General features: G+C 70.0%; 26 protein-coding genes. 7 read left to right on the forward strand and 19 right to left on the reverse strand.

The window, feature by feature from the left end:
* Positions 1-13 precede the first annotated feature (13 nt).
* Both MCHLDSM_RS10175 and MCHLDSM_RS10180 read left to right on the forward strand, forming a co-directional pair.
* Positions 14-751: a dienelactone hydrolase family protein gene (locus MCHLDSM_RS10175; RefSeq protein WP_048469944.1), complete on the forward strand. Its 738-nt coding sequence runs from the start codon at positions 14-16 to the stop codon at positions 749-751.
* Positions 752-756: 5 nt separating this feature from the next.
* Positions 757-1,677, forward strand: a complete 921-nt coding sequence (locus MCHLDSM_RS10180; protein ID WP_048470272.1) for an HpcH/HpaI aldolase/citrate lyase family protein — start codon at positions 757-759, stop codon at positions 1,675-1,677.
* On the opposite strand, the gene MCHLDSM_RS10185 is transcribed toward MCHLDSM_RS10180, so the two are convergent.
* On the reverse strand, positions 1,671-2,138 hold the full coding sequence (locus MCHLDSM_RS10185) for a hypothetical protein (RefSeq protein ID WP_048469945.1): 468 nt from the start codon (positions 2,136-2,138) through the stop codon (positions 1,671-1,673). The two genes, MCHLDSM_RS10180 and MCHLDSM_RS10185, sit on opposite strands and share 7 nt — an antisense overlap.
* A gap of 98 nt (positions 2,139-2,236) precedes the next feature.
* Positions 2,237-3,034: an MBL fold metallo-hydrolase gene (locus MCHLDSM_RS10190; protein WP_158023720.1), complete on the reverse strand. Its 798-nt coding sequence runs from the start codon at positions 3,032-3,034 to the stop codon at positions 2,237-2,239.
* 136 nt (positions 3,035-3,170) lie between these two features.
* Between MCHLDSM_RS10190 and MCHLDSM_RS10195 the strand changes: the two genes are divergently transcribed.
* Entirely contained in the window at positions 3,171-3,776 is a 606-nt protein-coding gene (locus tag MCHLDSM_RS10195; protein WP_053082951.1) for a TetR/AcrR family transcriptional regulator, read from the forward strand.
* Positions 3,777-3,788: 12 nt separating this feature from the next.
* Here the strand turns inward: MCHLDSM_RS10195 and MCHLDSM_RS10200 are convergent, their stop codons facing one another.
* Together MCHLDSM_RS10200 and MCHLDSM_RS10205 are read right to left on the reverse strand one after the other, a co-directional pair.
* Entirely contained in the window at positions 3,789-4,247 is a 459-nt protein-coding gene (locus MCHLDSM_RS10200) for a flavodoxin family protein (RefSeq protein WP_048470274.1), read from the reverse strand.
* 25 nt (positions 4,248-4,272) lie between these two features.
* A complete protein-coding gene (locus tag MCHLDSM_RS10205) occupies positions 4,273-6,198 on the reverse strand; it encodes an FUSC family protein (protein ID WP_131722622.1) in 1,926 nt (641 codons plus the stop codon).
* 84 nt (positions 6,199-6,282) lie between these two features.
* Here MCHLDSM_RS10205 and MCHLDSM_RS34975 point away from each other — a divergent pair, with 84 nt between their 5' ends.
* Positions 6,283-6,825 (forward strand): TetR/AcrR family transcriptional regulator, encoded by a 543-nt coding sequence (locus MCHLDSM_RS34975; RefSeq protein WP_053082952.1) that lies wholly within the window; start codon positions 6,283-6,285, stop codon positions 6,823-6,825.
* Between the two features lie 16 nt (positions 6,826-6,841).
* Here the strand turns inward: MCHLDSM_RS34975 and MCHLDSM_RS10215 are convergent, their stop codons facing one another.
* Positions 6,842-7,309, reverse strand: coding sequence for a tetratricopeptide repeat protein (locus MCHLDSM_RS10215; RefSeq protein ID WP_048469948.1), 468 nt, complete (start codon positions 7,307-7,309; stop codon positions 6,842-6,844).
* The gene (dapB, locus tag MCHLDSM_RS10220; RefSeq protein WP_048469949.1) at positions 7,306-8,043 is read right to left on the reverse strand and encodes a 4-hydroxy-tetrahydrodipicolinate reductase; all 738 of its coding nucleotides are present in this window, start codon (positions 8,041-8,043) and stop codon (positions 7,306-7,308) included. The genes MCHLDSM_RS10215 and dapB overlap by 4 nt, the downstream gene beginning before the upstream one ends.
* A gap of 92 nt (positions 8,044-8,135) precedes the next feature.
* Here dapB and MCHLDSM_RS10225 point away from each other — a divergent pair, with 92 nt between their 5' ends.
* Together MCHLDSM_RS10225 and MCHLDSM_RS10230 are read left to right on the forward strand one after the other, a co-directional pair.
* On the forward strand, positions 8,136-9,707 hold the full coding sequence (locus MCHLDSM_RS10225) for an HNH endonuclease signature motif containing protein (RefSeq protein ID WP_053082963.1): 1,572 nt from the start codon (positions 8,136-8,138) through the stop codon (positions 9,705-9,707).
* 22 nt (positions 9,708-9,729) lie between these two features.
* Positions 9,730-10,101: a hypothetical protein gene (locus MCHLDSM_RS10230; protein ID WP_048469951.1), complete on the forward strand. Its 372-nt coding sequence runs from the start codon at positions 9,730-9,732 to the stop codon at positions 10,099-10,101.
* Here MCHLDSM_RS10230 and MCHLDSM_RS10235 read toward each other — a convergent pair.
* From MCHLDSM_RS10235 to MCHLDSM_RS10275, 9 genes are all read right to left on the reverse strand, one after another.
* Positions 10,088-10,921 carry a hypothetical protein gene (locus MCHLDSM_RS10235; protein WP_048470276.1) on the reverse strand — a complete coding sequence of 278 codons (834 nt, stop codon included), beginning with the start codon at positions 10,919-10,921 and terminating at the stop codon, positions 10,088-10,090. The two genes, MCHLDSM_RS10230 and MCHLDSM_RS10235, sit on opposite strands and share 14 nt — an antisense overlap.
* On the reverse strand, positions 10,918-12,111 hold the full coding sequence (locus MCHLDSM_RS10240) for an NHL repeat-containing protein (RefSeq protein WP_048469952.1): 1,194 nt from the start codon (positions 12,109-12,111) through the stop codon (positions 10,918-10,920). The genes MCHLDSM_RS10235 and MCHLDSM_RS10240 overlap by 4 nt, the downstream gene beginning before the upstream one ends.
* A complete protein-coding gene (locus MCHLDSM_RS10245) occupies positions 12,108-12,959 on the reverse strand; it encodes a NifU family protein (protein ID WP_048469953.1) in 852 nt (283 codons plus the stop codon). Before MCHLDSM_RS10245 ends, MCHLDSM_RS10240 begins: the two co-directional genes overlap by 4 nt.
* Positions 12,956-14,191: a tetratricopeptide repeat protein gene (locus MCHLDSM_RS10250; RefSeq protein ID WP_048469954.1), complete on the reverse strand. Its 1,236-nt coding sequence runs from the start codon at positions 14,189-14,191 to the stop codon at positions 12,956-12,958. The genes MCHLDSM_RS10245 and MCHLDSM_RS10250 overlap by 4 nt, the downstream gene beginning before the upstream one ends.
* A 16-nt stretch (positions 14,192-14,207) precedes the next feature.
* The gene (locus tag MCHLDSM_RS10255) at positions 14,208-14,450 is read right to left on the reverse strand and encodes a hypothetical protein (RefSeq protein WP_048470277.1); all 243 of its coding nucleotides are present in this window, start codon (positions 14,448-14,450) and stop codon (positions 14,208-14,210) included.
* Positions 14,451-14,455: 5 nt separating this feature from the next.
* A complete protein-coding gene (locus MCHLDSM_RS10260) occupies positions 14,456-15,229 on the reverse strand; it encodes a hydrogenase maturation protease (RefSeq protein ID WP_082168838.1) in 774 nt (257 codons plus the stop codon).
* A gap of 76 nt (positions 15,230-15,305) precedes the next feature.
* Positions 15,306-16,916: a nickel-dependent hydrogenase large subunit gene (locus MCHLDSM_RS10265; RefSeq protein ID WP_048469956.1), complete on the reverse strand. Its 1,611-nt coding sequence runs from the start codon at positions 16,914-16,916 to the stop codon at positions 15,306-15,308.
* 32 nt (positions 16,917-16,948) lie between these two features.
* A complete protein-coding gene (locus tag MCHLDSM_RS10270) occupies positions 16,949-17,914 on the reverse strand; it encodes an NADH-quinone oxidoreductase subunit B family protein (protein ID WP_048469957.1) in 966 nt (321 codons plus the stop codon).
* A gap of 75 nt (positions 17,915-17,989) precedes the next feature.
* On the reverse strand, positions 17,990-18,517 hold the full coding sequence (locus MCHLDSM_RS10275) for a DUF1641 domain-containing protein (RefSeq protein ID WP_053081166.1): 528 nt from the start codon (positions 18,515-18,517) through the stop codon (positions 17,990-17,992).
* A 221-nt stretch (positions 18,518-18,738) separates the two neighbouring features.
* Between MCHLDSM_RS10275 and MCHLDSM_RS10280 the strand changes: the two genes are divergently transcribed.
* Positions 18,739-19,800: an AraC family transcriptional regulator gene (locus MCHLDSM_RS10280; protein WP_048469958.1), complete on the forward strand. Its 1,062-nt coding sequence runs from the start codon at positions 18,739-18,741 to the stop codon at positions 19,798-19,800.
* A 4-nt stretch (positions 19,801-19,804) separates the two neighbouring features.
* On the opposite strand, the gene hypE is transcribed toward MCHLDSM_RS10280, so the two are convergent.
* The 4 genes from hypE to hypF are packed head-to-tail and all read right to left on the reverse strand — an operon-like array spanning position 19,805 to position 24,537.
* Positions 19,805-20,875 (reverse strand): hydrogenase expression/formation protein HypE, encoded by a 1,071-nt coding sequence (gene hypE / locus MCHLDSM_RS10285; RefSeq protein ID WP_048469959.1) that lies wholly within the window; start codon positions 20,873-20,875, stop codon positions 19,805-19,807.
* Entirely contained in the window at positions 20,868-21,974 is a 1,107-nt protein-coding gene (gene hypD, locus MCHLDSM_RS10290; RefSeq protein WP_048469960.1) for a hydrogenase formation protein HypD, read from the reverse strand. The genes hypE and hypD overlap by 8 nt, the downstream gene beginning before the upstream one ends.
* Positions 21,971-22,246: a HypC/HybG/HupF family hydrogenase formation chaperone gene (locus tag MCHLDSM_RS10295; RefSeq protein ID WP_048416750.1), complete on the reverse strand. Its 276-nt coding sequence runs from the start codon at positions 22,244-22,246 to the stop codon at positions 21,971-21,973. The genes hypD and MCHLDSM_RS10295 overlap by 4 nt, the downstream gene beginning before the upstream one ends.
* Positions 22,219-24,537, reverse strand: coding sequence for a carbamoyltransferase HypF (gene hypF / locus MCHLDSM_RS10300; RefSeq protein WP_048469961.1), 2,319 nt, complete (start codon positions 24,535-24,537; stop codon positions 22,219-22,221). The genes MCHLDSM_RS10295 and hypF overlap by 28 nt, the downstream gene beginning before the upstream one ends.
* Between the last annotated feature and the right edge of the window lie 33 nt (positions 24,538-24,570).

Genomic DNA, 24,570 nt, shown 5'->3' on the forward strand with positions numbered 1-24,570 from the left:
TAGAACGGAACCCATGCCGAGGATCACCGACACTGTCACCACCGCCGACGGCTCCTGCCCGGTCAGCCTGCACACCCCCGACGGCGACGGGCCCTGGCCCGGCGTCGTCATGTATCCCGACGCCGGCGGGGCCCGGCCGACGTTCCGCGCGATGGCCGACAAACTGGCCGAGTACGGGTACGCGGTGCTGGTGCCCGACGTCTACTACCGCGACGGCGACTGGGCGCCGTTCTCCATGACCACGGTGTTCTCCGACGAGGCCGAACGCACCCGGCTGTTCGGGATGATGGCGAAGGTGACCCCGGAGATCATGGCCACCGATGCGCAGGCCTTCTTCGACTACCTGGCGGACCGCCCCGAGGTCAGCGGGTCCTCGTTCGGGACGACGGGCTACTGCATGGGTGGGCGGACGTCGCTGGTGGTCGCCGGCCGGCTGCCCGACCGGGTGGCGGCGGCGATGTCGTTCCACGGCGGCGGCCTGGTCACCGACGATCCGTCGAGCCCTCACCTGATGGCCGATCAGATCACCGCGGCCGTGTACGTCGGTGCCGCCAAGAACGACCGCTCGTTCACCGTCGCCGACGGCGAGGTGCTGGACAAGGCGCTCACGGCCGCCGGTGTCGAGCACACCGTGGTGTTCTACGACGCCTTCCACGGCTTCGCGGTGCCGGACAACGAGCCCTACGACGAGCCCGCGGCGCGGCGGCACTGGGAGGCGATGCGCTCGTTCTTCGGCGCTCACCTAGGGTGAGCAGCGTGTATGACCAGACTTTCAGCGAATCGGCGCACGGTGAGCACGGCACGCGGATAGACCCCGTGCTCGCGCGCAGCTGGCTGCTCGTCAACGGCGCCTCCTACGAACGGTTCGCACCCGCCGTGGAGTCCCGGGCCGACATCGTCGTCCTCGACATCGAGGATGCGGTCGCCCCGAAGGACAAGGCCGCCGCGCGGGAGAACGTCACCCGTTGGCTCGCCGCGGGACATGACGACTGGGTGCGGGTCAACGGTTTCGGTACGGAATGGTGGGCCGGTGATCTCGAGATGCTGGCCGGCACGTCGGTCGGCGGGGTGATGCTGGCGATGGTGGAATCGGTCGACCACGTCACCGAGACCGCGAAGCGGCTCCCGAACGTGCCGATCGTCGCGCTGGTCGAAACCGCCCGCGGGCTGGAACGCATCACCGAGATCGCCTCGGCGAAGGGCACTTTCCGGTTGGCGTTCGGGATCGGCGACTTCCGCCGCGACACCGGCTTCGGCGACAATCCGACCACGCTGGCGTATGCGCGGTCGCGCTTCACCATCGCGGCGAAGGCCGCACACCTGCCGAGCGCGATCGACGGCCCGACCGTCGGGTCGAGCGCGCTGCGGCTCAGCGAGGCGACGGCGGTCTCGGCCGAATTCGGGATGACCGGCAAGATCTGTCTCACGCCGGATCAGTGCCCGACGGTCAACGAGGGCCTGTCCCCGTCAGTCGAGGAGATCGGCTGGGCCAAGGAGTTCCTGGTCGAGTTCGAACGCGACGGCGGCGAGATCCGCAACGGCTCCGATCTGCCCCGGATCGCGCGGGCCAACAAGATCCTCGCCCTCGCCCGCTCGTACGGCATCGAGCCCTCGCATTTCGAGGACGTCGACGACCCGGTGCACATTCCGGCGCCGTCGGACACCTACCACTACTGACCGTGCGCGGCGCGGTGGCGTGAGTGCAGGAAGCTCCGCACGCCCCGCACGATGCCGCGCGCCGCGTAGACCCCGGCCATGACCGACAACACGATCAACACGATGAACAACAGGAGCCAGTTCGTCCGGGCGTGGTCGACGTTCCACCACACGACGGTGAACAGGACGGCGCACACGAACACGACGATGTCGCGCCAGTTGCCCTCGTAGGACGCGGCGAGTTCGCGAAGTTCGCGGTTCCTGTGCACGGCGGCGATCAGGTCGTCGATGCGAAGGTTGATGATGCGCTGCAGTTCGGCGCGCCGCTGGACCTGGTCTTCCGGGATGCGCGCCAGCAGGTCCATGTCCTTGACGATCAAAGCCTGGATATCAGGCCCTTTGAGGTTGCCCGCGGCCATTCCCAGCAGCGCGCCGCCGGCGATCGGAGCCCCGGCGAGGGCGATTTCGGAGATACCGGGCATGTCAGTCCTCACGTCGGTGCGTCAATGTCGGAGCAAGTGTGCCGCCCCGTGAGTGGGCGCGCTGACGAACGCGCCGCATCCACGGCACCGCGCAATCGTCATTGCGACACTCCGACGGATGCGGAACCGAGCCGAGCGGGCACCGTGGGGTCGTGGGAGGGCAGGATCAGCCCAGCGTCGCGCAAGCGGGATTGCAATGCCCGCACCCGCCGCATGTCCGTGTGGATGCCTGCCGTCGGCGCCGCAGGGTCCATGCCATCGGCGGTGAACGAGGTGTCGCCGGTGAACCAGATGTCCGTCTGATCCGTCGTGAGTCGCACGGTGACGGAACCGGGAGTGTGACCGGGCGTGTGGATCGCACTCAACGAGCCGTCGTCGGTCAGCATCACGGCCGTGCCCAGATCGGTCGCGGTGCCCTCGACATCGACGTGGCGGATACGCGTCGACCCGTCACGCCAGCGCCAGTGCAGCGCACCGATTCGGCCCGCGGCGAGGTCCTCGGCCCGGGTGGTCCAGATGTCCGCGCGGGGAAACGACGGCACAGTTCCGGTGTGGTCGACGTGCTGGTGGGTCAGCACCAGCGCGCGAACATTCTCCGGATCGAGTCCGGCGTCGGCCATCCGCTCGGGCAGGGCTGCGCCCTCCTGGACGGTCAGCTTGATGAACGACCGGATCACCGTTCCGGTGCGGGGATCGGGCCGCCAGGAGTGCGGATCGTTGTAGGACGGCGAGGCCCCGGCGTCGACGACGAAGAGTCCGTCGGGGTGCTCGATGACGTAGCTCCAGATCGGCATCGGCGGGGCGAAGCGGCGGTCGGCCAGGATGGCGAGAAGGCGCAGAGCCGAGGGCGTGCGCTCGGGAAGGCAGCAGGTGGCGTGGCATCGCTTGATCGTCACGGTGCCGCAGTGCACTGCACGAACCCGTACGGCACGGCCGTTCACGGTGAAGGTCTGCATGATCATGTCCTGTCGGCGACGAAGATGAACACTGTTAATCTTGACCGCGGTGTTGAACACTGTCAATCTTCGTGGCGTGAGTCGAGGCGTCGGACAGCATCACGGTGCTCTTCGCTCGTCGCTGATCGACGCCGCGCTCGAACTGGTCGCCGAGTCCGACCCGGAGAAGGTGACGCTTCGGGCCGTTGCCCGTCGTGCGGGGGTGTCGGCCGCGGCGCCCTATCACCACTTTCCGGACAAGGATGCGCTGCTGGCAGCGGTCGCGTGCGACGGGTTCGACGCACTCGGCAGCGTTCAGTCCGCGGTTCTCGGCGGGCCCGGTTCGGCGTCGGATCGGCTCGAGGAGCTGGCGAGGCAGTACGTGCTTTTCGCCATGCGACATCGCACGCACTACCGGTTGATGTTCCGGACGGTGCCGACCGAGGTCGGGGGCGACGAGGGCGTGGCGCTCAGGGAAGCCGCATCCGCGGCCTTCGGTCGCCTGAGCGACGCTGTGCGAGAGGCCAATCCGCGGTTGACTGTCGAGGAAGCCGGCAGGCGCGCCGTTCTGGGATGGGCCCTGGCTCACGGCGCGGTCGATGTCGGTTCATGGGCGGCGGCGCTGCGACCGGATCATGACACCGACAGCTTGGCCAGGGATGTCGGCCGCGCGGTGCGGGACATGGCGGTGCAGTCGGCCTGAGCCGGGCGTGCGTCACATGAGCGCAGCGGCGACGGTCGCGCCGAGGTTCCAGCACGCTTCCAGGTCGGCCTTGGTCGGCTTGCCCGACACGATGACGGTTTCGGCCGCGCGCTCCCACCCCAGCCCGCCGGTGATCCCGTCGAGGGCCCGCACGGCGCCCTCGGTGCCCTCGTTGCCGTGCAGGAAGACGCCGAACGGTCGCCCCCCTGTGGAATCCAGCAGCTGGTAATAGCTCTGATCGAACGCGTGCTTGAGGGCGCCGGAGAGGTAACCGAGGTTCACCGGGCTGCCGAGCAGGTAGCCGTCGGCCTGCAGCATCTCCACCGGCGAGACGGTCAGCGCCGGTCGTCGTATCACCTCCACGCCCTCGATCTCCGGGTCGGTCGCGCCGGCGATGACGGCGTCGAGCATCTCGTGGCAGTGCGGCGACGGCGTGTGGTGCACGATCAGCAGACTCGACGAGGTCGTCATCGACCGATTGTGCACGGGGCCGGCGTCAGACCCGGCGACCGGTCGTCGTGGTGTCGGCACCGCCGAGCGGCGTCGTCGCCTCCGGGTCGTCGGACAGGCTGTCGAGTGTGCGGGCGATACGGTGCAGTTCGCGTCCGATCGACCCGTCGGTCTGCGCTGCGCGAACCGGAACATGCTGCGCGGCATCGGATTCCGAACGTACCGCTGCCAGCCGACACGACAGCGCCTCGAGGTCCTCGCGGACTGCAGCGTCGCGCAGAGATGCCGGATCGGCGGAGACCTCCCGCGCTAGCTGACGTGCCGAGCGGCCCAGAGCGGTCAGCATGACCACCCGTCGGCGCCGCCGGCCCGAGCCGATCCCCGGAAAGGGTTGCGTCAGAGGCTCGGCCACCAGACGAAGATCGTGGGCTTTCTGCTCGACGGCGCGGGCGGCGTCGCGCAGGTCGCGCGATCGACGGCTGGCGTCGGGGTCGGCCAGGGTGTCGATGAAGCTCTGCAGTTCTTCGAGGAGGTCGCTCTCGGATTCCCGGATCTTGGTCCGCGAGCTGGTCGGGAACACGAGCATCGCGGCCACGCCGCCGAGCGCGACACCGATGGCCGTTTCGGCCACCCGCAGTTCCAGCACCTGGCCGCTGAACTGACCCATCAGGTCGTAGACGATCGCCAGGATCGTCGTGATGCCCGCCATCGCCAGGATGTAGGAGACTCCGAACAGGTAGAGCGAGACGAAGACACCCACCCCCAGCAGCACGAGCTGAACGTCGGGATGACCGCTGACGGCGGTGCCCAGCGCCATGCCGGCCGCCGCGCCGATCGTCGTTCCCAGCAGCCGCTCGGAGCCGCGCACCACGCTCTCGGCCGCGGTAGCCGGACGGGTGAAGACCACGAACGCGCCGATCGCCGCCCAGTACCACCGCTGGGTGGAGACCAGCAGACCGATCGGCACGGCCAGGCCGGTGGCGACCGTGGCCTGCAGCGCCTTGCGGAGGTCGGGCGAGAGCCGGCTGTGCGGTTCGTCATCCTCGGCGGAATCCTCGTCGTCGCTGTCCGTCTCGTCGTCGCTGCCCTCCTCCTCCGGTCGGGCCGTGCGTCCTGCCTCGCGAAGCTCCGCGACGATCTGGTCGAGTTCGTCTTCGTCGAGGTCGGTACCGCTGGCGCCGTGCACCGCGCGCTCACCCAGAGCCTCGGCAGCCAGCGTCGCGTGCAGAACCAGATCGTGCAGACGCAGCGACGTTTCGTCGTCGGAGTCGCCGAGTTGACCGTCGATCGCCAGTTCCGTCTCGCGCAGCCCGAGGATGCGCCGCCGGAGCCGGCTCCGCCGCCTGCCGTCGATGCCGTCGTCACCGTCGCGGACCACCTGCTCGGCCGCGCGTCGAACCTGTCCGACCCGGGTGACGAAAGCGTCGACGGTGCGACGTAGATCGCCGACCGGCCGGTCGGGCACGAGCACCTCCTTGACCACACCGGCGACGACGGCGCCGGCACAGACAGCCAGCGCGGTCCACCACAGCCCACTGGTGGGGATGCGCAGGAAGATCGCCATGAAATAGGACATGAAGCCCAACATCCCCAGGGCCATTCCCCGCGGCCCGTAGCGCTGGACGTAGGTGGCCACGCCCGCGGCGGCGACGAAGGCGACGTGACTGGCGATGCTCGCGTCGAACAGCAGGCTGCCCACCGCGACGCCACCGAAAGCGGTGAGTACACCGAGACCGAGAGTGATCATCCGGGCACGTCGCGACTCGTCGTTGACGGCCATGGTGCCGATCATCGCGACGACCACTCCCGGCGCGGCGGGAAGGATGGACTGACCGAGTGCCGCGGCGAGCAGGGCGACCACGACAACCGCTCCGCCGACGGCGAGCGTCCCCCGCGCGGCCATCCGCAGCCGCTGATGCGACGGGTCGGAGGCGACAACGCGGGCGACCGCCCGCTCCATCACTCGACGCACGCCTGCCACCGTCGGGAGGTACCCCCACCACCAAAAGATGAAACAGATTGTTTCACGGCGTTCTGTGGTGGTAATGAAACGACCATGGGCCAGTCCAGTCGCGACCTGCTCGAGTCCGCCGCGCAGGCGCTCGCCGAGGATCCCGCAGCCTCCATGGCAGACATCGCGGTCGCCGCCGGAGTGGGCCGGGCGACGGCATGGCGGCACCTCGGGTCACGGGAGCAACTGTTGGCCGATCTGTACCGCCGGTCTCTCGCGGAGACGCGCGAGGCGCTGGAGCGCACGCTGGGGCCAGAGCCGGAGGTCACCCCGGAGATCGCTGCCGACGTCGTCGAAGCGTTCGGCGCCATCGGCGATCGGTATCGCGCGGTGCGTCAGTTGAGGCCGGTCGACGACCGGACACGGCAGGAGGTCACCGCGGTGCTGCGGCCGCTGCGCGAGGGCATCGCGCGGGGGCAGCGGGCGGGGCACGTGCGGGGCGACATCACTCCCGACTTGGCCGTCAGCCTGCTCACCGGCGCGGTCGCGGCGGCGTTGGACCCGCGGGCGGGCATGTCCGATGCATCCGAGGCGCTGCGCGACGCCGGCCGCGTGCTGGCCGACGGCCTGCGGCCGCGAGCGGATTAGGTTCCGGCAGTGCCGTTCACGGTGCCGTCTCCTGCATCCGCACGGCCTTCTTCATGGTCTCCCGCGCGCGGCTGCGATCCCCGGCGTAGTCGTAGGCGCGGGCCAATCGGTACCAGCGGCGCCAGTCGTCGGGGTCGGCCTCCACTTCCTCGCGGACGGTGGCGAACAGCGCGTCGGCGGCGTCGCGGCTGATCCGTCCGGAGGGCCTGCGCGGCAGGTCGCTGACGTCGAGTTCCATGCCCTGCTCGCGCGCCAGGCGCGCGAGCCGCTGGTGCGCGAGACCGGCCCGCAGCGTGGCGATCATCGCCCAGGCGCCGATGATCGGCAGGATCAGGATGGCCACGCCGAGTCCGATGGCCGCCGACTCCCCGGACCTGATGAGGATCACCGCGGCCCTGCCGAGCAGGACGAAGTAGACGACGAGCGCAAGGCACATGAAGCCGATCAGCAGCTGGGTGCGCAGCGCGCGGGACCCCTCGTTCATGTCAGGTCGAGCAGGGGTTCCAGACCGACGGTGAGGCCGGGGAACTCGCGGATCTTGCGGACGGCCAGCAGGACACCCGGGACGAACGACGTCCGGTCGATGCTGTCGTGCCGGATGGTCAGCGTCTCGCCCTGGGTGCCGAAGAGGACCTCCTGGTGGGCGACGAGGCCGGCGAGCCGGACCGAGTGCACGGGGATGCCGTCGACGTCGGCGCCGCGCGCCCCTTCGAGGCCGGTGCTGGTGGCATCGGGGTTGGGCGGCATACCTTTTCGTGCTTCGGCGATGAGCTTGGCGGTGCGTGCGGCCGTCCCCGACGGCGCGTCGGCCTTGTGCGGATGGTGCAGCTCGATGACCTCGACGGACTCGAAGTACTTCGCGGCCTGCTGGGCGAAGTGCATCGACAGCACCGCGCCGATCGCGAAGTTCGGCGCGATCAGCACGGAGACGTCTGGCTTGTCGGCGAGCCATTGCCGGACCTGGTCGAGCCGCTCGTCGGTGAAGCCGGTGGTGCCGACGACGGCATGAATGCCGTTGTCGATCAGGAACTTCAGGTTGTCCATGACGACGCTGGGATGGGTGAAGTCGATGACGGCTTCAGTACTGCTGTCAGTGAGCGCCGACAGCGAATCGCCGGCGTCCACTCCGGTGGTGAACGTCAGGTCGTCGGCGGCTTCGACCCCCGCGACCATGGTGGCGCCGACCTTGCCCTTGGCTCCCAGCACTCCGACTCGCATGGGCTGAGCCTAACTTGTCGGTGGTTCGAACTAGTGTTCGATGTGTGGGTGAAGTCGCGAGCGCGGTGGAGGCGATCCGGTCGCAGATCGCGATGCTGCACGACACCTGCGACACCCTGACCCACCGCGAGCTGGTGGAGCTTTTGGCGGAGGTGACGACCGTGCTGCGCAGCGTCCCGGCGTTGGAGCATCGGGTGCTGGCGCGGCTCACGGCCGAGACCGAGCCGCACCGACTCGGGGAGTCGTCGTGGAAGACGGTGCTCACCACCGCGCTGCGGGTCTCTGATCGTGAGGCCAAACGCCGGCTGGCCCACGCCGCGGCGCTGGGCCCGCGGCAAGCGATCAGCGGGGAGCCGTTGGCGCCGGTGTGGGAAGCCACCGCCGCCGCCCAAGCCCGCGGCGCCCTCGATGCTGAGCACGTGGCCGTGATCGCCACCTTTCACGACAAGCTGCCCTCGTGGGTGGATGTCGGCACCCGGGCCGCCGCAGACCGCCAGTTGGCCTCGGTGGGTGCGGGCCTCAAACCCGAGGACTTGAAGAAGGCAGCCGAGCGGTTGGCGGCGAAGATCGATCAGGACGGTCCCGAACCCACCGACGCCGAACGCGCCCGCCGCCGACCCGAGGACTTGAAGAAGGCAGCCGAGCGGTTGGCGGCGAAGATCGATCAGGACGGTCCCGAACCCACCGACGCCGAACGCGCCCGCCGCCGCGCCGTCACCCTGGGCGAGCAGCAGGCCGACGGGATGAGCAAGCTCTCGGGCTGGGTGACTCCGGAATGGCGGGCGGTCTATGAAGCCCTCGAGGCCAAACTCGCCGCCCCCGGCGCCTGCAACCCCGACGACGAACCGGAATGGCGGGCGGTCTATGAAGCCCTCGAGGCCAAACTCGCCGCCCCCGGCGCCTGCAACCCCGACGACGACACCCCCTGCATCGACGGCCAACCCGATCAGGACCAACGCCGCGCTGACACCCGCAGCCCCGCGCAGCGTCGCCACGACGCCTGGCTCGCGGTCGGCCGGATGGCGCTGTGCTCCAAGAAGCTGGGCCAGCACAACGGATTACCCGTCACACCCGCGCAGCGTCGCCACGACGCCTGGCTCGCGGTCGGCCGGATGGCGCTGTGCTCCAAGAAGCTGGGCCAGCACAACGGATTACCCGTCACGGTCATAGTCTCCACGACCTTGCAGGAACTCGAGAAGGGCGCCGGAGTGGCCGTCACCGGCGGCGGCTCCCTGCTGCCGATGGCCGATCTGATCCGGATGGCCTCGCATGCGTTCCACTATCTGGCGGTGTTCGATCAGCACGCCAGCCAAGCCTTGTATCTGGGCCGGTCGAAGCGGATCGCGTCGCCGGCGCAAAGGATCGTGCTGCATGCGCGTGACCGCGGCTGCACGAGGCCCGGCTGCACCGTGCCGGGCTACTGGTGCCAGGTCCATCACCTGACGGACTGGAAGAACGGCGGGCGCACCGACGTCGACACCACGACCCTGGCCTGCGGCCCGGAAAACCGGATGATCGAGACCACCAAGTGGACCACCCACCGAAACCCCAAAGGCCAAACCGAATGGATCCCCCCACCCGACCTCGACACCGGCCAGCACCGCGTCAACGGCTACCACCACCCCGAACGCCACCTCCTGCCCGAAGACGACCAAGGACCGTAGCGGCACAGCTACGCTCGGCTGCATGAACGTCAACGTTGCCGTATTCGTCGCGGCCGGTGCCGTGGCATCCGCGTGTGTGCTGGCAGCTCCGGCAGGGGCCGTGCCGAGCTACGGCAGCAACGGCGTCTTCGGGGTGACCACCCAACCCCGCGACGGCTGGGCCACGACGTTCATCCCGCCGGGGCGCTACCGGGTGGACCAGTCACCCAGCATGCAGCCATACCAAAGTCCGCCCGGCTTCTGGCTGCGGTGCCGCGACTTCCCCTGTGCCGGAACATCTCCGGGGAACATCATCGGTAACGGCGACGCCCTGCGCGATACGCCGACGTTCGTCGACATCCTGCCGACCGACGTCGCGATCGCGCTGCACAACGTCACGCTCACCCCCGCCTGACGGCCAGCGCCGGATCGAACGTCGCCCGCGCGGTCACCGACGCCGCGGCGGCCGCCACCACGACACCGGCGTCGCCGTCCCGCCCTTTCGCGAAGACGATCTCCGCACTGTCGGGTCCGTCGCGGTGCGCCATCAGGTAGTCGTAGAGCAACCAGTCCAGCGCGCACGCCACGCCGTACGGATCCGCCTCGGGGTGCGCCGCGGCCGATGTCACCGCCTGCAACGCCTCGATGTGTTCCGTCCGCGCCGCATCCCGGTTGGTGCCTGAGCTGTCGAACAGCAGCATCGACAGGGTCAACGGCAGCCGCGCGCCCGACTCGGTGCGCACCACCCAGCGGCTGCCCTTCCACGGCCGGCCCGCGTCGACGTAGACCATCTCGCCGTACCCGCCGACGACACCGAGCGTCGGCTCCGCCAACTCACCGTCCAACGGCGCCGGCCCCAGCATGTCCAAGGGCTGCCGCGCCAGGATCGACATCAGCACTGCCGTGCCGATGATGCGGCCGGCCCGGGAGTCGGGCCTCATGTCGAGCACATCGACGGCCCGCGCGTAGTCCAGGCAGGCGTCGTCCAGGCTGCGGTACAGCTCCGCGAGATCCTCGCGGTCCTGCTGCGTGGGCCGCCGTCCCCCGCCCAGCAGTTCGCCGAACCGCCGCGCCGCATCGATCATCGCGTCGTCGAGCGCCGAGAGGTGCGTCGCCGCCAGGCGGTCGGGTTCGTCGTCGTCACCCACCAGATCGACCAGGGTGGTGGGCAGGCTGCCAGCGGTCGCCCAGTGGAACCCGATCTGGTTGTCCTGCTGGATGATCCGCGGCCTCACGATCGCCGCCACAGCATCACGCGGTTGTTCCCCGAATCCGCGACCGCGAGCAGGTCTCCGTGCAGGCTCAACCCGTAGGGCCAGCACAGCGTGTCCCGGCCGACCAGCGCCCACCGGTTCTCACCGTTCGACGCGAAGTCGGGTTGCGCCAGCACATGGTCGGCGGGCCGGCCACCGAGCGGCTCCTCCGGCAGCCCGTCCCACATCAGGATGCGGTTGTTGGCGGTATCGGCGACCACCAGGAGCTCGCCGTCGTAGTCCACCGCGTACGGGAATCGGAACCGGTCACCGGTGTGCGGGCCGTAGGGCCACTCCTGCGCGGTGACGAAGTCCGGCTGTCCCAGAACGGAATTCGCCGGCGCATCGACGACCGGGTGCGGCGACCAGCCCAGCACCCGGTGATCGCCCGCGTCGGCCACCAGCAGCAGGTCCGGCGTGCCGGTGATCGCGTGCGGCCACCGGAAACTCGACGGACCCGCCGCCGCACCTCGGTTCTCCTCGCGGCCACTCGGTGACGGTTGCCCGAGCACGATGTCGGCGGCCTGCCCCGGCTCCGGCACACCGCCGCTGAATCCCAGCACCCGCCGATTACCGGTATCGGCCACCCAGAACCGTCCGCCGAGCACCGCGAACCCGAACGGCCAGTAGAACGTTCCCGCCGAGCACTCGCCGCCCGCATTCGGGTCCACCGACGCGCTGTCGGGCTGACCGATCACCACATCCGGCGCGACGTCGTCGGACTGCGGCACCACGTTCCAGATCAGGATCCGATGATGCCAGGCGTCGGCGACGATCAGCCGCCCGTCGACGATCGCAACGCCGGTCGGCAGGTTCATGCCGCGCTCAGGTCCGCGACCGCCCGCCGCGCGGCCCTCGGTACCGCCGTCGGGCTGACCGAGCACCACGTCGGCCGGCTGCTCGTCTTCCTGCGGGACACCGTGCCAGATCAGGACGCGATGGTTGCCGGAGTCGGCGACCACGACATGATCGTCGTCGGCGAAAACCCCACGGGGCGAATACATCCACGACATGCTCGGCATCGCCTGCGGCAGCGCGAGACCACCTGGAGCGGGCGCACCCAGCCAGGTCTGCGGTCGCCAACCGCCGCCGCGGTCATCAGCCAGCACCGCGGTCGGCATCTGCCCGGCGGGTCGGCCCGCCACGGTGTGCCGCACCGTGTAGCGACTCATCGGCCGGTCCGAACCCAGACATCCCCGTCGTCGATCCGCAGTGGCAGCTGTTCGAGTTGCACGCCGGGCGCCGACAGGCACTCCCCCGACGTCGCGTCATAGCAGAAGCCGTGCCACGGGCAGGTCAGCGTTCCCGCGGACGCATCGAGGATCGCCTCGTCGAGCGGGAGCGCCTCGTGCGCGCACTCGTTGCGGTACGCCGCCAGCCGCTGCCCGATGTTGACCACGATGACGCCGTCGGCGGGCACCGTGACCCCGTCGACCGGCACCGATTCCGCACGGGTCACCTTGACCCAGCCGTCGTCGGCCGGGCGCGGCGGCATCCGCAGCGCCTCGACCGGGATCACTGCCGGTGACGGCTCGGCGGGCACCACCTCGACCGCGCGCAGCGACGGAACACCCTGCTGCAACGCGGTTTCCACGAGCTCGCGGAGCGTCACCGACGACATCGAGCATCCGTTGCAGGCGCCTTCGAGACGCACGAAGGCGACGCCGTCCTCGATGCGGACGAGCGCGACGTCGCCGCCGTGGCTGTGCAGCTGCGGACGCACCGCGGCCAGCGCGCGCTCGGCCAGCGTGACCGGGTCGGGCCGGATGATGCCGTGCAGCGTCAGCAGCATCCGCACCACCGGATCGTCGACGAGGTCGAACAGCAGCGGACGTGCGCCGTCGTCGGCGCGCATCCGCGACACGATCGTCGTCAACCCGGCGCGGTGGATGGCCTCCAGCGCTGCTTTGAGTTCCTCGGCCGCAGCCCGCGCGGCGGGGTCCAGATCGGCCAGCGCCGCGACCGCGGCGTCGACCCGCCCGGCGAGCGTGTCGAGATCAGTGGTGTCGGTGAGCGTCATCGCGCCCCCTCCCGGGAGATCTCGTCGAGCACACCGCGCACCGAGCGCACCGCGTCGGTGTCACCGAGTTCCTCGAACAGGAACCGCGCCTCGTAGAGTTTCGCCTTCGCCTGGTCGAACACGCCGAGGTGGGCGAGCACGTTGCCCTGGTTGGCCAGTACCCGGGCGCGCCCACTCGGGTCGGTCTCGCGGTCGCGGGCTTCGAGCACGGCCTCGTAGATCTCGACCGCCTCCACCAGATTCTCCTCACGATGCCGAGAAGGGGTGTACACCAACGAGTTCGCGAGATTGAGCTGGACGCTCGCCCACCGCTGCGGATGCTCGTCGCGAGTGAACACGGTCAGCGCCTGACGCAGGGACTGCGCGGCGATGCCCAACCGCAACTGGCCGGAGGCTTCCACCATCGGCATCGTCAGGTAGGCCGTCGCCAGGTCGGCGTGGCCGGACGCCCACAGCAGCGGCGCGTCCTCGCGCCGGATCAGCTGCAGCGCCGAGTGATAGTGCGGGATCGCGGCCGGCATCAGTTCGGGCCGTTGCGCGGCCTGCTCGTGCAGCACGCCCGCCGCGGCCAGGTGCAGTTCGGCGCGGGCGACCTTGAGTCCGTCGGCACCGCCCAGCAGCGTCAGCGCGCGCTCGAACCGGCCCACCGCGGACGGCTCGCCCGCGTCGCGGCACAGCCCTGCCGCGGCACCCGCCAGCACGCCGGCCAAGGCGCGGCTCACCGGCGTCGCCGTCTGCGCGGCCTTATCGAGGATCGCGACGGCTTCGATCGGCGCGTGCGCGTCGACGGCGGCAGACGCTGCGACCGCCAGCACCGTGGCGGCCAGTTCGCCGTCGAGGCCGTCGGCGTCGGGCACGGCGTCGCTGCGTCCGAGCGCGAACAGCACCACGTCGACGAGCACCCCGAGTCCGCCGAGACCGGCGCGCACGACGTCGGGCGAGACGCCGTCCGGGTCGAGGACGAAGCGGTTATACCGCGACACCGGATCGTCGCCGGTCAGCGCGGCCAGTGCAGCGGCGCGGTCCCCGAGGTAGGCGTGCCGGTGCGCGGTCATGCGCTCCGGCCAGACCTCGGGCAGGCATCCCGCCAGCAGCGCGGCGCGCGCCGCATCGGTGTCCTGTCCTGCAGGGATGAGCAGGTACCCCAGGGGAAGGCCGAACACGCCCAGCGGTTGCGGGCGGGTCACCAGCCCGGCGTCCGCCTCGGTCGGTTCGACGGCGATATCGGTCACGGCCCTCCCCTGCGATTCACGACAGATCCCGCTCCGCGGCGCGTTTGATGAGGTCGGCGGCCAGGTCGGCGCGCCGGCGCGTGCGGTGGGTGCTGATCCGTTTTCGGACGACGCCGTCGTCGAACACGACGACGATGTCCACCGCCCACTGGCCGCGGTCGGGCACGACCACGGTGTCGACCGCGCGGGCCTCGGCGGCGGAGCTGTCTGGGCGCCTCACGGTCGGCGGCCTGTCCTGGGGGTGCTCGCGGTCAACCATGGCGATCACGTGTCCCGCTCCTCGCGGGCCGGCACCTCGATGCGCATCGCGGACTGTTCATCGTCCCAGCATGCGCGCTGAACGCCGCGCAGTGGAGTCTCCCTCAACAACTCGCTGACCAGGACGGACCGGTCTCCGGCGGGCGTGCGCTGTTTGAGCAGCAGGCCGCCGCTACGCGGTCCACGCAGCGGAATCAGCCACAGGGCCCCGTCGCGCAGCACCGCGGCCACCGCGTCGGAGGGGAACCGGGCCGCCGCCGTCGCGGCGTCGAGCCGGAGATACCCGTCGGCGGTGAACTCGACGGTCACCTCGCGGGGCACCTCGGGCCGCAGCGGTGCGAGGTAGTCGCGTTCGATCAGCGCGATCACCTGTTCCATCGCCGCGGTCACCGGCTCGGACAGGTCGGCGCCCATCTCGACGCCCGCGACCTCGATGAGGAACACCGTGATATCGGTCGGGCAGTCCTCCCCCAGTGCCCAGCGGGCGAACGCGATCGCGTGGTCCCAGCGGAACGAATGGGTGTGCAGACCCTGCAGCGGCGGCAGCTCGGCGAGTTCGTCGCCGGGCACCCGGAACGTCGTGCCCGGCGCCGAACCGGTGGCGGCGGCGTCGACGATCACCACCTGCCGCGCGCCGCGCATCTGGAACGCGACATCCATTCCGGCGGTACCGCCGTCGACGAGCTTGGCGCCCTCGGGGACGCCGCGCTCCCAGAGGTGACGGACCAGCACCGGACCCACGCCGTCGTCGCCGCGCAGCAGGTTGCCGCAACCGATCACCAGCACGTCACAACCCGGCGGCTCGAGGGGCGCCGCCGGGTTGTCCGCGCCTGCGTTCACCTCTGCAGAGGGCAGCTCACACCATCCCGTTGATGACGAACTTGTTCAGCTCCCGGCCGGTCTTGCCGTCGTAGGCGTGCACCGTGCACACCAGGCAGGAGTCGAAGCTGCGGGCGACGTGGCCGAGTTCCACGGGGTCCTCGGCATCGACGATCGGGGACCCGACGAGCGCCCGTTCGATGGGGCCCAGCACCTCCGAGCCGTCGCGGGGGCCGATGTTCCACGCCGTCGGCGTCACCACCTGATAGTTCTTGATCTTGTTGTCCTCCAGGACGATCCAGTCCGACAGCGAACCGCGGGCCGCCTCGGTGGACCCGAAACCCTTGCCCTCGGCGTACTCGGTCGGCTTGGTGTAGAAGCTCTCCTTGAGCTCCAGCGCGTCGAGCCACTGCCGCGCCCATTTGTAGTACTTCGGCGCCTCGTGCATCCGCGCGAGCTGGCGCACCATCACCGACGGGCCGATGGTGTTGAAGATGTCGCCGAACAGCGGATCGTCGTCCTGGTGCGCGGCCGCGTTGGGGCCGGCCGCGGCCATCCGGCGGGCCAGCGGACCCGCCTCGAGCGGGATGTTGCCCAGGTCGCCGACGGCGTAGCGAGGCGACTTGGCCCAGCTGTACTTGCCCTGTTTGCGGCCCTGCTCCGGGTCGATCGGAATGGTTTCGCCGTCGAACGGGTGCAGCGGCCGGTCGCCCTGATAGAAGGAGTGGGTGACGTCCTCGCGGACGTTGGCCTGGTCGAACTCGTAGTACTGCCCGCCGGCGTACACCCCGGAGCGTCCGATCAGCGCCGCGTTGCGGCCGTCGATGGTCGGGTTCTCGTAGAGCGACGGCTCGAAATACGTTCCGGTGGCGAGGTAATTGCCGACGCCCTGGCCGTACTTGTCGAGCCCCACGTCGAGGCAGTAGCGGATGAAGAAGCCGCAGTCGCTGTTGTACTGCGACTCGTTCTCGTCGACCCAGGCGAGCACGTCGTTCCAGGTCTTGTTCTCCAGCCAGCGGTCCACCGAGCAGCCCAGCCACTGACCTTCCAGCCACGCGTCGTTCCAGTGCTCGAGGATCGCGATCGAGCGGGTGACGTCCGACAGCGTCGGCGCGCACATCACCCCGCCGGGCACCATGAAGCTCGAGTGTGGCCACTGCCCGCCGTAGATCGCGTACACCTCGACGGGCTTGGCGCTCAACACGACACCGGGCTGGTAGCTGGTGCCGACGTAGGGCGCGAACCGGCGCACCGCCTCCTCGTACAGCGAGGACTTCGCGTAGTTCTTGTTCGTCAGGTCGATCGCGAACAGCGCATAGAAGTAGCGCGGAATCGACTGCAGCGTCTCGCAGGCCTGACAGATGTTGCGGATCAGCGTGGCGTTGTGCGGCATGTGGGTTCGCCACGCCGTGTCCAAAGCGTAGGCCGATTTGTACAGGTGACTGCCTCCGCAGATGCCGCAGATGCGCGGGCACACCACCAGCCCGGACTGAGGATCCTTGCCGCGCAGGATGATCTCGAAGCCGCGGAACATCGCGGCCTCGGTCCAGGCCGAGGTGACGACTCCGTCCTCGATCGTGACGCGCACGTCGAGGTCGCCCTCGACGCGGCCCAGCGGGCTGACGAACAGATCCAATTGTGACGTCATGAAGGGTCCTTCCCAATCATCGAGATGTGGTCTCAGACCACGAACATGTCTTCTTTGGACCACTGCGGCGCCGCGATGCGCGCGGCCGCGGCCAGGCCCATGTAGGTGAGGTGGTCGGTTCCCTCGGGCACTTCCTTGGGGATCATGCCGCTGACCTTCTGGGTCTTGAACAGCGTTCCCGGAGCGAGGTCGAAGTGCGGGAACTCGGGCTCGGTGCAGCCGAGGCAGGGCATGCCGGCCCGCGTCTTCGACGACTGCCGGTTCCACAGGATGCGGTTGCACGGCGAATGTGTCATCGGTCCGCGGCAGCCGAATTCGTAGAAGAGGCAACCGGTTCGGGTGCCCTCGCCGAAAGACAGCGTCGACTGCTTGTACTCGAAGAACTGCACGCGGGTGCAGCCGGTCTGGGTGAAGGTCTTGAAGAACGTCTCGGGGCGATGCAGATCGTCGAGGGTGATGTCGCCGGCGCGGCCGGTGGCCAGCGCGACCAGGATCTGGGTGATCCAGTCCGGATGGGCCGGGCAGCCGGGCACGTTGATGACGGGCAGGCCCATCTTCGACCGGAAGTCCGGCCCGAGGAATCCGCCCTTCTCGCGCTTGTGGAACTGCAGCCCCGTCGAGCCGGACGGGTTCGGTTCCATCGCCGGGATGCCGCCCCAGCAGGCGCAGTCACCGATGGCGACGACGATCTGGGCGGCGCCGGCCAAATCGGTGACCCAGTCCTTCATCGGACGGTCGGCGAACATGTCCGCACGGCCGCCATAGGCCTCCATCACGGTGCCCTCGAACACGAAGATGTCCAGGGGCCGTTCGCCTCTGGCGCAGTCGTAGAACAGCTTCTGAGCGTTCTGGCCCAGCTCGAGCCCCAGCGACGGATGCCACAGCAGATCCAGCCCGAAGTCGACGATCAGGTCGACGACGTTCGGTTCGTCCGCGTTGAGGAACGACATGGTGTTGCCGCTACAGGCACCACCCTGGAACCACAGCACCGATGCCATGAGGACTCCTCTCCATCACCGGAGGCGTCGACGACGCGGATTCTCCGGAGCGAATTCTGTTGTGCGTGAGTGTTGTCAGACGCGTCGTCCGAAGACGCGAGCCACCTCGAGCAGGTACGCCACACCACGTGCCACATCGGGGTCTTTGGCCGCGCCGCGCAACGTCTTCCACAGGCCGCGCACCCCGCGGGGTGCCGGCGGGACGGACGTGCGCGCCGACACCATGGCGTCGCCCAGCGCGGCGATCACCTCGGCGCCTTGCGGGTCGGTCAGCGGCGAGTTCAGCAGCGTGGTGATGGCCGGCGCCGCGTGCACCAGCCCGCCCGACAGCTGCGCCAGGCTCGACGACAATTGGCCCAGCTCAACGGATTGTCCCTTGAGCTCGCCCAGCGCCGACGTCAGGTTCGCGGTGATGTCGTCGCCGCGGCGCACGAAGCCGTCCAGGCCGGTGACGAGCACCGCGAGGAGATCGGCGTGCTCGAGCAACGTGTTGAGGGCGTCGGCGACGCGGGGATCGTCGAGTCGTTCGCGCAGGGTGGCCGAGGGCCCGGCGAGGGGGGCCGGTTCCAGGACGGGAGCGCTCGCTTCACCGTTGGTGCCCATGCTCGACCTCCCTGGCGGACTCCCCTGATCGGGGGAACAGCCCCAACGTACTCAGCGGTGCTCGCCCTGCCTATCGCTTTCGCGCAACTCCTATCAGGATTGCGCACAGATGGTTACGCTGAAGCGAGACCGATGTTTAGGAGTCTTGCCTTGCGGACGCGAATTGCCTTAGCCGACTGCGAAGTTAGCCTTCCCTTCCTCAATCCTCCGCACCAGTTCTGATGTCGCGTCTGACCCGTCTCGGCTTCATCGACATCCGCCGCACCAGCGACCCGGTGCGTCGCAAGGTGCGCTCGCGCGGCGTCCCGCCCGCACTGACCGACCACGAGATCTTCTACACCGAGGACATCGCCAAGGCGACCCGGCTGATGGGTCGCGCGCTGTCCCCGCTGACCCTCACCGTGGACCCCGCCGGGGCCGACCGGTTCGCGGCGACGATGCACGGCGTGCGGCTGCGCAACGTCAGCATGCTCTACGTCGATCTGCACGTCCCCGCGACGATCGACATCCCCGAATCCGGCCGCTACTACGCGGTGCACATGCCGATGAACGGGGTCGCCACCGTCGTCCACCCGTCTTCGACGTTCCAGGCGAACACCATGCGGTCACTGGTCTCCAGCCCCGGGGTGCCGCTGCGTCTGGAGCTCGGCGTCGACACCCCGCAGCTGCTGATCCGGATCGAGGCCCAGGCGATGTCCGCCCACGTGACCCGGCTCATCGGACGGAACCTGGTGCGCCCGTTGGTCTTCGAGCCGGAGTTCGATCTGGCGACCGAGGCGGCGATGCGCTGGCACGCCGCGGTGCAACTGGTGCACACCGAGGTGTACCACGCCGGTTCGCTGATCCAGAAGGGGCGGGCCATCGGCCCGGTCGAGGAACTGGTGATGAGCAGCCTGCTCTATCTGCAGCCGTCGAACTATCACGCCGACATCACCCAGCCGTCGTCGCCGGATCCGCGCCGCACGGTCATCCAGCAGGCCATGGACTTCATCGACGACCACCTCGCCGAGCGGATCACGATGGAGTCGCTGGCCAACGCGGTGCACATGAGTGTGCGCTCGATCCAGCAGGGCTTCCGCTCGGAGCTGGGCATGTCACCGATGGCGTTCGTGCGCGAGCGCCGCCTCGAGCGGGTGCACGAGGAACTCACCGACGCGATCCCGTCCGACGGGGTGACGGTCACCGCCGTCGCGGAACGGTGGGGCTTCCACCACCTCGGCAGCTTCTCGGTCGAGTACCGCAAACGCTGGGGCGAGGCGCCCTCGGAGACGCTGCGCCGCTGAGCGTTCAGCAGATCCGCGGAAGCTGTTCGCCGAGTTCGCGTTCCACCACCCGCGTGGTGCCGAACGGCGTCCGGGCCACCGCCATCCCCGGATGGTCCTCGACCACCCGGCCGATCACCGCGGCGGCGGTGCCGTCGGGATGCGCGCGCATCGCGGCCAGCACCGCCTCGGCGTGCTCGGGCGCCACGAACGCGACCAGCTTGCCCTCGTTGGCGACCTGCAGCGGATCGAGCCCCAGGAACGAGCAGGCCGAGGCCACGGTCTCGGGCACCGGGATCGCGGCCTCGTCGAGCTGGACCCCCACCGAGGCGGCCCGGGCGATCTCGACGACCGATGCCACCAGACCGCCGCGGGTCGGGTCGCGCAGCGTGTGCACCGCCGCCGGGCCGGCGGCGGCGAGCATGGCGGCCACCAGCCGGTGCAGGGGGGCGCTGTCGGTGCGCACCTCGGTACCGAAGTCGATGCCCTCGCGCACGCTCATGATCGCCACGCCGTGCTCGCCGATGTCGCCCGACACGATCACCACGTCGCCGGGCCGCGCGCGCTCCGGCCCGATGTCGACGCCGTCCGGCACGACACCGACGCCGGCGGTGTTGACGAAAAGCTGGTCGGCGCCGCCCTTTCCGACGACCTTGGTGTCACCGGTGACGATCGGCACCCCGGCTGCGGCAGCCGCCTTGCCCATCGTGGCGGCGACGGCGCCCAGCACGTCGAGTTCCAGCCCCTCCTCGATGATGAAGCCGGCGGTGAGCCCGATCGGTTGGGCGCCGCTGCAGGCGAGGTCGTTGATGGTGCCGTTGACCGCGAGGTCGCCGATATTGCCGCCGGGGAAGAACAGCGGCTGCACGACGTAGGAGTCGGTGGTCAGCGCGATGCGGCCGGTCCCGGTGTGCAGCACCGCCGAATCCCGCGACGGACCCGCGGCGCCGCCGAAGGCCGGCAGGAACAGGTTCTCGATCAGCTCCTCGGAAAGCACGCCTCCCCCGCCGTGGCCGAGCAGCACCCGCCGGGTCTCCCGCAGCGGCAGCGGGCACACCCAGTCGGCGGGGTCGACCGACACCGGGGTCTCAGACATGGGTGGCCGCGGCTTCCAGCCTGCGGAAGTGGTAATACGCCGCACACGCCCCCTCACTGGACACCATGGTCGCGCCGAGCGGCGTGCGTGGCGTGCAGGTGCGGCCGAACGCCGGACACTCGTTGGGCTTGAGCAGCCCCTGCAGCACTTCCCCGCTGTGGCAGTCGGCGGATTCGGCGACCTGCAGATGGCCGACGCCGAAGCGGCGCTCGGCGTCGAAATCGGCGTAGCGGGGCGACAGCGTCCATCCCGATCGGGGGATCATCCCGATGCCGCGCCACTGCCGGTCGGTGACGACGAAGACGTCGGCGAGGGTCTGCTGCGCCACCTCATTGCCCTCGGCGCTGACCGCGCGCGGATAGGCGTTGCGCAGCGCGGGCGTGCCCTCCTCCAGCAGCTCGACCACCTGACGGACCCCCTCGAGCAGGTCGAGCGGTTCGAAGCCGGTCACGACGATCGGCACCCCGAACTCCTCGACGAGAGGCTGGTATTCGGCCGTGCCCATCACCGAGCACACGTGACCGGCGGCGAGGAAGCCCTGCACGCGGTTGGTCGGTGAGGACAGGATCGCGGTCATCGCCGGCGGCACCAGCACGTGGGAGACCAGCATCGAGAAGTTCGTCAGCCCCAGCCGCTGCGCGTGCACCACCGCCATGGCGTTGGCCGGCGCGGTGGTCTCGAAGCCCACGCCGAAGAACACCACCTGTTTGTCGGGGTTGTCGGCGGCCACCCGGGTGGCGTCCAGCGGTGAATAGACGATCCGGACGTCGCCACCGCGGGCCCGCACCGCGAACAGGTCCCGGCTGCTGCCCGGCACCCGCAACATGTCCCCGAACGAGCAGAAGATCACGTCGTCGCGCGACGCGATCTCCAGTGCCCGGTCGATCATCTCCAGCGGGGTGACGCACACCGGGCAGCCCGGACCGTGGATGAACTCCACCGCGCCGTCGAGCAGCTGGTCGATGCCGTTGCGGATGATCGAATGCGTCTGCCCGCCACACACTTCCATCACGGTCCACGGCCGGGTGGCGCGGCGGCGGATCGCGTCGACCAACGTCCTGGCCGCCACCGGGTCGCGGAACTCGTCGAGGTACTTCACGCCGGATCCCTCCTCGCGAGGGGCTGCTCACCGGCGAGTTCCTCGTCGAGCACCCCCAGTTCGGCGAACATGCGCAACGTCTCGTGCGCCGACGCCTCGTCGAGCCGCGTGATCGCGAAACCCGCATGCACGATCGTGTATTCGCCGACCTGCATGTCGGGCAGATACGCCAGGCACACCGTCTTGGTGGTGCCGCCGAATTCGACCGTGGACATCCTCGTCCCGGCCTCCTCCCAGATGTCGATCACCTTCCCGGGGATACCGAGGCACATGGCTCACTCCTTTCCCGCAGCGCACCTGGCGACACGGACAGCGCGGCCACTGCCGCCTGCCCCAGCGCGAGCCCGCCGTCGTTGCACGGCACCACCCGGTGGGTGAGCACCTCCAGTCCTCGCGCCCGCAGTCCGGCCGCGATCCCGGCCAGCAGCAGGCGATTGGCGAACACGCCACCGGTCAGCCCCACGGTGGGGATCCCCACCCCGGTCGCCGCGTCGCCGGCGGCGCGCACTGTCGCGCGGATGACGGCGTCGTGGAACAGCCGGGCCAGGTCGGCGCGTGCCGCCCCGGCGCGCAGACCCTCGACCAGGCGCCGCATCACCGGCGCCGGGTCGAGGACACCGTCGGCCACGTCGAAATCCGCCGCCGCGCTGTCCCGTCCGACCCGGGCCAGGTGCTCGAGCTCGACGGCCGCCTGACCCTCGTAGGTGACCTGCTGGCACACCCCGAGCAGGCTGGACACCGCATCGAAGAGCCGGCCCATGCTGGTGGTCGGCACGCATCCCACCTCGCGGTCCAGCTGCTGGGTCAGGATGTGCATGCCCCGCGCTCCGAGCGCGGCCACCGGCGGCAGGTCGCCCGCCGGATCGATGCCGGCGCGCCGAAGCAGGTCGACCGCGATCCGGGCCGGGGACCGGACGGCGCCGTCGCCGCCGGGCAGCCGGAACGGCGCCAGGTGGCCGACCCGGGTGAACTCGGCGGGGCCGGTGACGGCGAGCAGCTCGCCGCCCCAGATCGTGCCGTCGGTGCCGAACCCGGTGCCGTCGAAGGCCACGGCGAGCATCGGGTCGCCGAGGCGCCGGTGTTCGGCCAGCAGCGACACGGCGTGGGCGTGGTGGTGCTGCACCGCGATCAGCCGACCGCCGTGGCGCTGTGCCCACCGCGTCGTCGCGTACCCCGGATGCGCGTCGTGGGCGATGACGGCGGGCACACTGCCGGTCAGGAACGCCAGGTGGTCCACCGTCGCGGCGAAGCAGCCCTGGGTGCGCAGTTCGGCCATGTCCCCCAGGTGCGACGACAGGTGCGCCCGGCCGTGTCCGCCGGTCAGCGCGAACGTGGTCTTCAGGTCGCCGCCGGTCGCCAGGATGCACGGCGCTCCGCCGGCGCCGAGCGGGACGGGCAGCGGCGCGAAGCCGCGAGATCGCCTCAGCGGCAACTCGTTTCCGTCCGCGTCGATGCTCACGACCGAGTCTTCGCAGGGCACGTGGATGGGGCGGTCGTGGTCGAGCACCGCCTCGGCCAGTCCGTCGATCCATCCCAGATCCTCGGTGCGGTAGACGATCGGCGAGCCGCCCTGGTTGGCCGAGGTCATCACCAGTGCCGGCACGTCGAGGTCGGCGAAGAGCAGGTGGTGGACGGGCGAATACGCGAGCATCACCCCGAGGTCGCGAAGGTGCGGCGCCACCTCGTCGCTCACCGTGCCCGGGTGCGCCGCGAGCAGCACGATGGGCGCGGCAGGCGAGGTCAGTGACCGCGCCGCCGCGTCGTCGACGACGCAGATCCGCCGCGCATGGTCGACGTCGGCCACCATCACGGCGAACGGCTTGGCGGGCCGATTCTTGCGCTGCCGCAACCGGGCGACGGTGGCGTCGTCGTCCGCGCGGCACGCCAGGTGGTAGCCGCCGATGCCCTTGATCGCGACGATCAGCCCGTCCCGCAAGGCCGCAGCGGCGGATTCCAGTGCGGAGCCGCCACCGTGCGGGCCGTGCCAGCTCAGCCGCGGCCCGCACTCGGGGCAGGCGATGGTCTGGGCGTGATACCGCCGGTCGGCAGGGTCGCGGTACTCCGCGGCGCACGCCGGACACATCGCGAAGTCCGCCATCGTGGTGGCCGGCCGGTCGTAGGGCAGGTCGGTGATCACCGTGTAGCGCGGCCCGCAGTTCGTGCACGTGATGAACGGGTGACGGTGCCGCCGGTCGGCCGGGTCGAACAACTCCCGCAGGCAGTCCGGGCACGTCGCGATGTCGGGCGCGACGAGGGTCCGCCGGCCGTCGTCACCGCCCGGGGTGCTGTCGAGGATGCGGAACACCCGCTCCCCGAGGACCGGGCGGGTGGTCACCACGAACGTGTCGACGTGCGCCAGCGGCGGCGGGGCGTCGCGCAGATCCTGCACCGCCGCCTCGACGCGCACGCCGGGCCCCTCGAGTTCACACTGCACCGATCCGGCGTCGTTGAGCACGAACCCGCCCAGCCGGTGCGCAGCGGCGATCCGCGCGACCGTGGGGCGGAACCCCACTCCCTGGACCACGCCGGTGACGCTCAGCCGTACGCGCGTGTGTGCGCTCATGGCGCGGACTCCTCGAACCTCAGTGCTCTCAGG

The sequence above is a fragment of the Mycolicibacterium chlorophenolicum genome (assembly GCF_001044235.1).
Classification (GTDB): Bacteria; Actinomycetota; Actinomycetes; order Mycobacteriales; family Mycobacteriaceae; genus Mycobacterium; species Mycobacterium chlorophenolicum.